This is a genomic window from Sporolactobacillus sp. CQH2019 (assembly GCF_028765345.1).
In the GTDB taxonomy this organism is placed as follows: Bacteria; Bacillota; Bacilli; order Bacillales; family Sporolactobacillaceae; genus Sporolactobacillus.
The window spans coordinates 104,064-115,330 of record NZ_JARAJZ010000014.1 but is presented as its reverse complement, the minus strand read 5'-3'; the positions used below and the strand labels follow the sequence as shown (position 1 = coordinate 115,330).

Annotated in this window: 13 protein-coding genes; 3 read left to right on the top strand and 10 right to left on the bottom strand. The window is 46.0% G+C overall.

Going from position 1 to position 11,267, the window contains the following annotated elements:
• Positions 1–336: 336 nt before the first annotated feature.
• From OYT88_RS17490 to OYT88_RS17450, 9 genes are all read right to left on the bottom strand, one after another.
• Positions 337–852: a Dps family protein gene (locus OYT88_RS17490; RefSeq protein ID WP_274401641.1), complete on the bottom strand. Its 516-nt coding sequence runs from the start codon at positions 850–852 to the stop codon at positions 337–339.
• A 381-nt stretch (positions 853–1,233) separates the two neighbouring features.
• Positions 1,234–1,653, bottom strand: a complete 420-nt coding sequence (locus tag OYT88_RS17485) for a heavy-metal-associated domain-containing protein (protein WP_274401640.1) — start codon at positions 1,651–1,653, stop codon at positions 1,234–1,236.
• Positions 1,654–1,707: 54 nt separating this feature from the next.
• Positions 1,708–1,926: a hypothetical protein gene (locus OYT88_RS17480; RefSeq protein ID WP_274401639.1), complete on the bottom strand. Its 219-nt coding sequence runs from the start codon at positions 1,924–1,926 to the stop codon at positions 1,708–1,710.
• 50 nt (positions 1,927–1,976) lie between these two features.
• Positions 1,977–4,118, bottom strand: a complete 2,142-nt coding sequence (feoB, locus tag OYT88_RS17475; RefSeq protein WP_274401638.1) for a ferrous iron transport protein B — start codon at positions 4,116–4,118, stop codon at positions 1,977–1,979.
• Between the two features lie 66 nt (positions 4,119–4,184).
• On the bottom strand, positions 4,185–4,406 hold the full coding sequence (locus tag OYT88_RS17470) for a FeoA family protein (RefSeq protein WP_274401637.1): 222 nt from the start codon (positions 4,404–4,406) through the stop codon (positions 4,185–4,187).
• 16 nt (positions 4,407–4,422) lie between these two features.
• The gene (locus tag OYT88_RS17465; protein WP_274401636.1) at positions 4,423–4,704 is read right to left on the bottom strand and encodes a FeoA family protein; all 282 of its coding nucleotides are present in this window, start codon (positions 4,702–4,704) and stop codon (positions 4,423–4,425) included.
• Between the two features lie 646 nt (positions 4,705–5,350).
• The gene (locus OYT88_RS17460; RefSeq protein ID WP_274401635.1) at positions 5,351–5,509 is read right to left on the bottom strand and encodes a hypothetical protein; all 159 of its coding nucleotides are present in this window, start codon (positions 5,507–5,509) and stop codon (positions 5,351–5,353) included.
• Between the two features lie 295 nt (positions 5,510–5,804).
• The gene (locus OYT88_RS17455; RefSeq protein WP_274401634.1) at positions 5,805–6,314 is read right to left on the bottom strand and encodes a PadR family transcriptional regulator; all 510 of its coding nucleotides are present in this window, start codon (positions 6,312–6,314) and stop codon (positions 5,805–5,807) included.
• The gene (locus tag OYT88_RS17450) at positions 6,277–8,013 is read right to left on the bottom strand and encodes an MFS transporter (protein ID WP_274401633.1); all 1,737 of its coding nucleotides are present in this window, start codon (positions 8,011–8,013) and stop codon (positions 6,277–6,279) included. Before OYT88_RS17450 ends, OYT88_RS17455 begins: the two co-directional genes overlap by 38 nt.
• A 320-nt stretch (positions 8,014–8,333) precedes the next feature.
• Between OYT88_RS17450 and OYT88_RS17445 the strand changes: the two genes are divergently transcribed.
• Together OYT88_RS17445 and OYT88_RS17440 are read left to right on the top strand one after the other, a co-directional pair.
• Positions 8,334–9,176 (top strand): aldo/keto reductase, encoded by an 843-nt coding sequence (locus OYT88_RS17445; RefSeq protein ID WP_274401632.1) that lies wholly within the window; start codon positions 8,334–8,336, stop codon positions 9,174–9,176.
• Between the two features lie 312 nt (positions 9,177–9,488).
• Positions 9,489–9,722: a hypothetical protein gene (locus tag OYT88_RS17440; RefSeq protein ID WP_274401631.1), complete on the top strand. Its 234-nt coding sequence runs from the start codon at positions 9,489–9,491 to the stop codon at positions 9,720–9,722.
• Positions 9,723–9,810: 88 nt separating this feature from the next.
• Here OYT88_RS17440 and OYT88_RS17435 read toward each other — a convergent pair whose 3' ends face one another.
• Positions 9,811–10,584, bottom strand: a complete 774-nt coding sequence (locus OYT88_RS17435; RefSeq protein ID WP_274401630.1) for a sulfite exporter TauE/SafE family protein — start codon at positions 10,582–10,584, stop codon at positions 9,811–9,813.
• Between the two features lie 104 nt (positions 10,585–10,688).
• On the opposite strand from OYT88_RS17435, the gene OYT88_RS17430 reads away from it, so the two are divergent.
• On the top strand, positions 10,689–11,258 hold the full coding sequence (locus OYT88_RS17430) for a TetR/AcrR family transcriptional regulator (RefSeq protein WP_274401629.1): 570 nt from the start codon (positions 10,689–10,691) through the stop codon (positions 11,256–11,258).
• Positions 11,259–11,267 lie beyond the last annotated feature (9 nt).

Genomic DNA, 11,267 nt, shown 5'->3' with positions numbered 1-11,267 from the left:
TCCTTTTCATTATATAAAAAGAGGCGATTTTTTTCTGTGATCTTTCAAGGATGAGCGAAAAACGAGAGGGAAAAAATGTCCCTCTCGTTTTTCACTACAGACTGACCTTTTGAGACAGCCTCTTTTTAACTATTAAAAAAATGGACCAACCGGCACTGACACAGAAAAGCAACACGGCCCGGCCGGCAATTGTATTGTCCCGCCGCAAAAATGAATCGACGCTCAGCCGTATTTTATCATCCTTCATTACATCTGATCGGTGCCCGGTTCATTATCAATGCCGACAATAGCCTTGACAGGCCATCCCATTACTGCCCGTCAATAACTTTTAAAGAATTATTTATACTGCAGTTTGCTGATCCTTACTTTTTCGTCATCTAATGGCGCTTTATTCAGGAAGGCCTGCATCATCCAGATATTCTTTTCAATTTCCGTCTTCATGCCAATAATCATATCCTGGGTACTGAGATCATTTTCATCGCCGCTGACATCGATGAGCGCCTGATATTCATCGCGCAATGTCTTAAAATCAGCCACAAGATCGTCAATCCGTTCAGGAAGATTTTTTTCTTCAAACGTCGTTTTCTGATCTTTAAGGATCGTGTGTTCAAGGAATTCGCCAAGCGAAGCATACGGGGCACCGCCAATCGCAATCAGCCGTTCAGCGATTTCATCCAGCTGACCGCCCAACAGATCCATAAATTCATCCATTTTCGGATGCATCGTGTAAAAGTTGAGCCCGCGCATGTACCAATGAACCTGATGGACCTTCGCACTCAGTTCACTGATATCAGCAATCGCCTGATTTAACGCCGCTTTCGTTTTTGGAAAATCATACTTGTATTTTGCCATTTCCAACACCCCTTTCAAATTTAGTTTTACCACATTTTGAGGAAAAAGTTGAAGAAGCGCGAGGATTCGGAACTTTTTTTTCGCAAAATGTGACAGACTGTTGTCATCCCTGCTTCCGATTCTTGTGTCATTCGAGCAGAAGCAGCCTCACGCTTAAAAAATAAAGGAATACAGCAGCCCAGATCAGTCCCGGATTAGGCAAAACCTCGCTCATCAGATAACCGAAAACCAGAACAATCAGTGCATCAAAAAAAAGAGCAAAGAGAAAAGCTTCAAAAAATGCTCGCCTAAAAATCTTGAAATGATCAGAATTCACGCTGTGCACCCCTCTAAATTTATCAGAAGATGCCGCCGTCCATGCTCGACGTTTCAAAACCATTTTCACCGCTGAATACCCGCGGTTCTCTTCTCATGTTCCGAAAAAGCACTTGTCATGCTGCTGTTCCGGCCGTTTTCAATGGCCAGCACCGTATAGCCTTCTTTTGCAACCGCCTGCTGCAGCCGGTCATCGGGAAGATTCAGTTTCATGCGGACGACCGCCTTGCCGAGCGTTACTTTTGCAAAAACACCCTCCAATGAATTCAGTGCGTTTGCAATGCGGATCACGCAGTTCCGGCAGGTCATCCCTTCAATCTTTAACACCTTAACATAAGAATAATGAGCCGCAACTTTGTCTGCAGAATGGATCTTTTTCATTGTTTTGCCCGTCCCGCAGCATCCGGAGCGAAGGCTTCGGAATAAATGGCGGGCTGCAAGACACAGAAACACGACCAAAAGCGCACCGATCAGAATCGTAGCCATTTTTTTCATTCCTTCCGTTATGAAATTGCAGGCAGTTCTTTCTGCGACGATGGATCAGCGATGAATCGTGACCCGAATATCGGGCCTCGGAGAACTTTTCCTGATCGCTTCCAGCTCCGCCGGTTTCGGTTTTTTAGAGTCTTGCAAAGTATGAATCGGACAGACGCCCTGCAGCCCGCAGTCCGCACAGGCTCCGTTTTTACATACATGACGGATAGCCAGCAAATAGCTGAAAAACAGAACAACGCCGATTAAAATGGTTGCTAAATTCATGACACGAACATGCCTCCTGTCCTGTACGTGATGTCTCTATTTTTAAAAAATCAGATGCCGGCGTCGGCATGATGCAGTGCGGTCCTTTTTCCATAAGCCGGACGGGTCAGCAGATAAATAACAACGATCAGAATGATTACTGCCAGAATCGGTCCTGTGCTGAGGACACTCTTTCCCATGAACAGTACGCCGCCCAGCTGATTGACTACAAAAGCGATACTGTAGCCAAGAATCGTCTGATAGCCAATGGCAGCCAGCGTCCATTTGAAACTGTTCATCTCTCTGCCCGTCGTGCTCATGGCGACGATGCACGGCGGATTAAACAGATTGAACAGCATGAATGAGAAAGCACTGAGTGAAGTGAACATGGAGCGAACGCCTTCCGCCAATGCATGCGTGTTCGCTGTGTCCGATACACCGTTCAGAACGGCCAATGTACCGATCGCATTTTCCTTGGCTGCGAGCGCACTGATGGTCGCGACCGCCCCTTTCCAGGAACCGAATCCAAGAGGTGCAAAAAACCAGCTGACTGCACGGCCGACTTGGGCAAGAATGCTTGTGTCAACACTGGCAACCATCTGCATTCTCCAATTAAATGAAGAAAGGAACCAAATAAGACTGCAGGCAAGAAAAATAATCGTTCCGGCTTTCGTGATAAAATGTTTACCTCGTTCCCACATATGAATCAACACGCCCTTAAGCGAGGGTATGTGATAAGCGGGCAGTTCCATGACAAAGGGAGCCGGTTCTCCGCCGAACATTTTTGTCTTTTTGAGGATGATACCGGATACAGCAATCATCGCGATGCCGAGAAAATACATGGCGGGAGCGATCCAGAGGGATCCGGGGAAAAAGGTTGTGACAATCATCGTGATGATCACCAGTTTCGCGCTGCAGGGCATGAATGTCGTCAGGATGATCGTCATTCTCCTGTCTTTTTCATTCTCAATCGTCCGTGTCGCCATAATACCCGGCACACCGCATCCGGAGCTGATCAGAATCGGGATAAACGATTTTCCGGACAGACCGAAGCGGCGGAAGATCCGGTCCATGATAAAAGCAACGCGCGCCATGTAACCGGAATCTTCAAGGATGGAAAGAAAAAAGAAAAGAATCAGCATTTGCGGAACAAAACCGAGGACCGTGCCGACACCGCCGATGACACCGTCCACAATCAGGCCGGTCATCCAGTCTGCCGCGCCGACTGCGTTCAGGAAATGCGTGGCTCCGTTCGTGATCCAGTCTCCGAACAGCGTATCGTTGGTCCAGTCAGTCACATAAGAACCGGCGGTTGACACGGAGATATAGTAAACAAGCCAGATAATGGCCGCAAAAATGGGCAGCGAAAGGAATCGGTTGGTCACAACTCGATCAATTTTATCCGAAACGGTTAGCTGCTGCGCCTTCCTATGTACACACTCATCAACCAGCCGGGCAATGTAATCATAGCGCTCGTTGGTAATGATCATCTCGCCGTCATCGCCCGATTCTTTTTCGGCAGCGGATGTCAGCGCTTCCAACCGGGTAAGCGCATCATCCGAAAGGTGAAGCTCCGCCAGCACTTTTTCATCTTTTTCAAAAAGTTTGACTGCATACCAGCGGATACGCTCAGGGTCCACTTTGCTTCTGACAAGATCGGCTGCCGAGTCCAGCATCTTCTCCGTATCTAAGCTGAAAAAGTTCCGGGTACGGCTGTTATCTGCGTTATCAGCCAGTTCGATTGCCGTTTCCATAACTTCTGCCAGTCCTGTCCCTTTAACAGCCGAAGTTTCTATTACACGGCATCCCAGCTCTTCACTCAGTTTGCCGATATTTATTCGATCGCCGTTTTTCCTGACGACATCAATCATATTCAGGGCGATTACAACCGGAATGCCCAGCTCCAATACCTGCGTCGTCAGATAAAGATTTCTTTCAAGATTCGTTCCGTCGACCAGATCAACGATGACGTCCGGCCGCTCATGAAGCAAATAATTGCGGCTGACCACTTCCTCCAGTGTATACGGAGAAAGTGAATAAATCCCCGGAAGATCAGTGATCATCACATCCTTATGGCCTTTCAATCTGCCTTCTTTTTTTTCAACAGTCACGCCGGGCCAGTTCCCCACATACTGGCTGCTGCCGGTCAAATTATTGAACATAGTCGTTTTGCCGCAGTTCGGGTTGCCGACAAGCGCGATTCGTATCTCCATAACTATCTGTCCTTTCGGAAAAAGGATTCATTAACGTTTCTATACGAGTGAAACAACCTTGTCGGTTCAGGCAAGCTCAATATGTTCAGCCTCGTTTTTTCGAATAGAAAGTTCATATCCGCGTAAGCTGATCTCAATCGGATCCCCCAATGGAGCAACCTTGCGTACGATAATTTTGGTTCCTCTTGTAATTCCCATATCCATCATGCGGCGCCGGAGCGCTCCTGCTCCCGACAGTTTCACGACTGAAACAACCTCGCCGGGTTTCGCTTCTTTAAGTGTTCTCATTAGCCGGATCCCTCCGTTAATTAGTCATAATCCGCCTGGCCAGCGTTTTGCTGACCGCTACTTTTGTCCCTTTGATTTTAACAATCATATTGCCCTTTACTTCTGCAACAACAGTCAGAACGGCCTCGTCCACGAATCCCAGATTATGAAGAAAATGCCGGGTCTCGTCTTTGCCGGAAACAGCCTGAACACGAACCTGCTCCCCGGCACGGACCATGCTCAGCGGGAATGCAGGCCGATGTCCCGCCGGACCAGCCCTATGATCCCGATCAGATAAATCAGTCTGTTTCTTCATCATCTCCGGTTCCCCCTTTTCTTGTGATTTTTTCTTATGGTTATTGCTTCATAATCATGCCAAGAACTCTTTAATTTCATTTTATTGATAATGATTTTCAATGTCAATATGATTTGGCAATAATTCTCCTCCGGAAAATAATATTCACAGGTTCGGCATATTATTGCAAGGCTCCGTGAACAAAACTAGCTCCTTGATCGTAGATCCGTGGGTTAATTGGAATAAGATACTCATTTCCAAACAGAGCCATTATACGAAAGGAGCTAGCATGATGATCATAGCACAATATAGGCCGGATTGGACGTCTCCAAGGAAAAATTGCGGCCGCCGTCACCGCTTCGCTCCCTATCAGCTCCGGCAGCTGATAAAAAACTCGGTTCCGGCAAATGGCGCAAATAATTTCTTCTATATTATTACTATGTTAAAACCGTTCCATTGCGTTTACCGATAAATCTGTTCCTTTTACAGTTTTCGCCTAGATTATTGAAAACTCTCTTAGGCAGGTTAATGATAAACATTCCATTAACAAAAACGAGTCCCCCACCGGTCCATATGCCTGAGGGCCGTGGTGTAAATGCACCATCCTTCATCTTTTGATGGAGAGCCAAAAATTCATACGAGTGCCGATAAACTCTTCTGAAGGATAATATCATTCACGGACAGACGCTAAATTCCGAAAACGGCCGATATTTATCTTCGATGCTGCATATTCAGCAGTCCCATGACGATAATCATTCGGAAACATCGGAAAATCAGCAGAAAATGGCAAAGTTACATCAGTAATCGCCGGAATATCAACAGTTGCCATCACAGAATCTACAGCAAAGGATATAATGTCTGCAGTAAAACACAGAACATCAACAGCAAAAGCCAAAGAATCAATAAATTTGAATAATCAGAGTTACGAATAAACTTTTTCGTAGGAATCCGTCCCTTTTCGACAGTAGGGGGACAATCATCCCGAAAACTTAAATCGCAGTTTCGGCTCGGGCGAGTGAATAGGATCCATCATCATAAATATTATGAATTTCGTTCGATTTATAGCATATTGTTATGTCTTGACATTGGCCAGCCCGCGAAATTAGCCGCAGACTGCGGCCGCTTCACTCAATTATGCCGTTTTCCTTCAAAACCTGTAGTTCAGACTGATAGCGGGCAATCCCTATTTGATAACACACTTGTTGCAGACGGGACATTTTTGAATGCCAGTGATCATAATTGGAATTAAGCTGTTCAAGCAAGGCTTCTTTATGCCTGATTTCGTGGCTGATTATGTCCTGTATTTCCTCCTTGGTAAGATATTCGCCAAAGTACATGCGCATCAAAAAATCAGATTTTACTTTTTCAGGCTGCAAAGATGTTTTTAAATAATTCTTAAACTGTTCTTTGCCCTGTGCCGTGATGGAATACACGAACTTATTCGGTTTTCCTTCCTGTACAACCGTTTGTTTCGTGACCATGCCCTGCTGTTCCAGTTTATGTAAGGCAGGATAAACACTGCCATATGAACCGTCAAAAAAATGAGAGAAAATGGTTTTAAAGACTTCAACGATTTCATAACCGGTCCGCGAGTTTTCATTGATAATTCCCAGAATGACGTCTTCGCTTTTCATGAACGAACCCCCTTGCTTTTCCTTTGAATAAGAAGGCAATGAAACATGAAGCAAGAGCAAATGGAAAAGCCCATCCATAAAGCGATAAGAATGCTTCCTTCATGTTTGCCTTCGTCTTATTCTGTATCAGCGTACTCTTATATTTTACATCATCATTGATCTGATTCACTCTTTGTTTGACAGATTGTGTGACACTCGCCGTCATCGCTTTTTTCTCCGGATCGGCAAGCTCCCTTTCGTTGATATGTTTTTGTGCAAGCACCTGGTGATAGGCCGCAGTGATCATTGACCGTTCTTTTGCCTGGGAAATAGCCGGTTTATTCGATTCGGACCGTTCCTGATCAATAGAATCAACAGCTTTATTGATTGCCGCCTGCCGATCGGTTTCAGAGACATCCAGTGTCTCGATTTGTTTTTTCGCATACTGAACCGAAGCCAGTTTTGCCTGACCGATATTGCCGGTCAGGCCGGAAACAAAGATGGCTACCGCCAATACAGACCCCAGTTGTTTTAAAACGCCGATTACACTTTGCGAAGCAGTCAGCAATTCTCCCTGAAAATCTGAAGCCGCCAGCACCGTAATCGGACCGACAATGATGCCGTAGCCGATCCCGAGAAGCATGCAGGTAAGGATTAACTGCCAGTAATTGCGTGAGACATCCAAGTGATAGAAAGAATAACAGGCTAAAGCCATTGCCAGAAACCCTATGAAAATCGTAAATTTGGCGCCAAGTTTATGAACCAGCAGACCGACAATCGGCGCACAGACGAAAGTCATGAAGGAGATGGGCGTGACCAGCATGGCCGCTGTCAATTCGGTTTCATTCTGTATCCGGGTCAGAAATGTCGGCATGATAACCATCACAGCGACGAGGAACAGCTGGCTCAGAATGGCTGTCAGTGAGGAACCGTTAAACTGACGATACCGGAATAGCTTCATATTAATCATCGGCGAATCTGTTTTATGTTCGTGATAAATGAAAACGACAAATGACAGAATACTTATGACAAACAGACCCGTAATCGACAGTGAATGCCATCCCCAGTCTCTTCCCTTTATCAGCGCCAGCGTCAACGCAAACAGAAAGAGCATACTCATCATTGAACCTGAGAGATCGAGTTTCGCATTCACCTTTTTTTCGCCTTGGAAGTCAAGTTCTGTCAAGCATAAAATCAAGGCGATAAGCAGGATCGGAACATTAACTAAAAATACCCAGCGCCAGCCGAGGTATTGCGTCACAATCCCTCCGATTGTCGGGCCCAGCGCGGCGGCAAGTCCCTGCGTGACCCCTAAAATAAGAATCGCTTGGGTGCGTTTTTCAACACTTGCCTGTGAAATGCCGATTGTCATACTGGCGGGGAAAACAACAGAAGCGCCGACACTTTGAATCCCACGGCCCAGGATAAGAAAAGCTGCATTTCCGGAAAGACCGCTGATGATCGAACCGATACCGAAAACAATAAGTCCTAATACATAAATTTTATTTCTGCCGTAAAGATCGGCAAAGCGTCCGAACGGAATCGTAAACACAGCAAACACAATTGTATAAATGTTCAGGGCCCATGAAAGATTATCCAGCGAAACATTCAGCCCGGACTGAATAGCCGGTAAGGCAATGTTCATAATCGTTGTATCCAGCATACACAAAAAAATTCCTATCGACATGGCAAAAACAACCGTTTTCTGATGTTTATTCATCAATAGTCCCTCCATATATAAATATTATATATATAAGTTATTCATATAATATTTATATATATAAGATTTGTCAAGGCAATCGATGAAATAAAAAATACGGTTGTTAGCTTCTTTATCGGCAACGACTTTCCGGCTTCTTTCAGAAAATACTCTCCATCCGGGGACAAATCGTTTGTTGTACAGGATCAGTTCCTCCGGTGTCTCTTCATGAAATTCAATTTATTGTAAAAAATTATGTGTTATTCTTATAGTGTCCGGATCAAAGAAATTTGTGAGTGTTAAACTTCAGTAGAGTTCATTAAAAGAAAGGAGCGATTGCTTTGGTGACATCAATTCCGGAAATCAAACTGAATGACGGATTAACGCTGCCCGCGATTGGTTTCGGCACCTATAAAATGAACGGTGCGTCAGGCGTCAATGGAATTTTAAGTGCTATTGATGCAGGTTATCGTTTGCTGGATTCAGCTTTTAATTACGAGAATGAGGGAGCGCTCGGTGAGGCGGTCCGGCGCAGTTCGGTCCCGCGTGAAAAATTGCGGATCTCGTCCAAACTGCCCGGGCGCCATCACTCATACCAGGAAGCCCTGGCCACGATTCAGGAATCTCTCTTCAGGGCCGGATTGGATTATTATGATCTTTATCTCATTCACTGGCCGAATCCGAGCAAAAACCTGTATGTTGAAGCCTGGAGGGCTTTGATCGATGCCAGAAAATGGGGGCTCATCCGTTCCATCGGCGTCTGCAACTTCCTGCCGGAACATCTGGAACGCCTAATTAAGGAGACCGGCGTGACTCCGAGTGTCAATCAGGTCGAGCTGCATCCCTATTTTTCACAGGAGAAGCAGCGGGCGTGGGATAGGGAGCACGGCATTGTGACCGAGTCGTGGAGCCCGCTGGCCCGGGCAAATAAACTGCTGCAGGACCGGACTATTAAGAAAATCGCCGACGCCCATCAACGATCGATCCCGCAGATTATTCTGCGCTGGCATATTCAGCTCGGTGCGCTGCCGCTGCCTAAGTCCTCTTCTCCGCAGCGCCAGGCAGAGAATCTTTCTATATTCGATTTCTCACTGACAGATGAAGAGATGCAGGCAATCAACGGCCTAAGCCATGAAGACGGCCGGACCGCCGATCAGGACCCGGCAAAATACGAAGAATTCTAAAAAAATTCCATGTAGACAATTTTCCTATGGGGGACACCTAAGATCTTCAAAAAGCATCCCGTATCCGGCCGGTTCACCTGCCGGGTGCAGGATGCTCTTTTTTATACAGGTTATTCCAACGCAGACACCAGACCGGCAGATGCACAGAATCTTCCGGACACGTGTTTAAACAATGAAAGGCAGTCCTGAAAATTTGAAGAGCGACCGGCCATGACATAATAAGAACGTATCAATCGTTGACTTCTCATTATTATATATGGAAAATAGAATTAAACTTAATGAGTTGGTATCTATCTCTGGAGGCGTTCAAAAATGGCGGCGCAAATCGTACCATTCATCGTGCTTATTCTTGCCATTATGCTCATGCTGCTTGTCGCCCGGCGCGCAAAGCATTCTCATTTTGAATGTCCGGAATGCGGATGCGCCTTTAAAATACCGGTGGCGGCCTACATGGTTTCTTTCCATGCGATGGGCAAACGCGAAGTCACTTGTCCCGGCTGCGGATATAGAGGGTTTTTGCCGCCGATTAGCGATGACGAATCATGATTAAATATATTTAAACGGGTACCTCTTGTTACCGGCTTCACGTTTGCATGAACGAGCTTCTTATTATGTTATTGTATTTTATTGGGTACTAAAGAATAAGAACCGCCCCCATGACAAAGATCAGGACAAACATGACCGGCTGCAAGATGTGCTCCAGTAAATTTTTATTCACATGTTTCATGAACACCGGGCCGATCAAAGCACCCATAACCGTACCCAACAGCAGCAGTCCGACCAGCCCCCAGTCGATATTCCCCAGACTCAGGTGCATCAGCAAACCGACAATTGAAAGGGCAGTCAGGACAAAAACGGAAGTCCCCGCACTTTCCGTCATGCTGCTTCCCAGAACAAACAAACCGGCAACGATCGGTCCGCCGCCGCTTAATCCGAGCAGCCCGCACATCACTCCGCCTAATACTCCGTAAGCCAATGCCGCGCAGATTTTCCAGAAAGTGAATGGTCGCTGGGAAACAGCGGAATGCTGCTCTTTTTTTCGTTTGCCGATAATAGAGACAAGCATCTGGATGCTCAGGAGGACAAAAATAACACCGGCAATTTTGCTGTACCAGAATGCCGGAATCATGCCAGACAGAAGAGCACCGATTAAGACTCCGGCTATCCCTCCGGCACTCATATATTTTCCTAATTTCAGATTGACATTGCCTGCTTTCCAGTGACTGTAAGTGCCCGCTGCCAATGTGGGAATCATTGTTGCAAGTGAAGTCGATGCAGCAACCTCAGGTGAGATGTGGAATAAAGTCATCAGAATGCCGACATATATGGCACCCCCTCCCCCGCCAAGCGATACAATGAATATGCCGACCAGAAGTCCGACTATGGGCAGAGCAATGTAATGGATCATTTGGAATCTCTCCTAACATGCGTTGATATAAACTACGAATGTTAGTATAATACTAATTGGATTAGTTTACAAATCTGTGCGACTATTTATTGGAGGCCATCGGCATGCAAAAAAGAGGACTGACAAAAGACAAAATTATCCGGGCCAGTGCTCAGCTAGTTGAAGAAATAGGACTGGAAAACCTGTCATTAAAAAAGGTGGCCGAATACCTGCATATCAGTTCGCCCTCGCTTTATAATCACATTAAAGATTTAAACGATCTGAAGATTGGGCTATCGTTGCTTCTTATGAACCGTTTGAGTGACCGGATCAGCACTGCAACGATCGGACGATCGGCAGGCGACGCCATTTTGGCTATGGCTGAGGCCTGTTACTCGTTTGCCAAAGAAAACCCTGAACTTTATAAAACCATTTTATGGATGCCCTGCCTGAGTGAGGAGCTCCTTGAACGAGGCAGACATTTGACACAGATGATTGACCTGATTTTTCAGTCCTACGGTCTGGATTGCCAACAGACTACCTATAAAGCACGGGAACTGAGGAGCATGATTCACGGATTTATCTCGCTGGAGCAAGCCGGCTATTTCAGAAAAGACGTCAGCGTCGGCGAGAGCTATAGAAGAATGATTGAAGATTTTATTGCGCAATTGGAAAGCGGCCGAAGCAGGGTCTGATTCATCCGG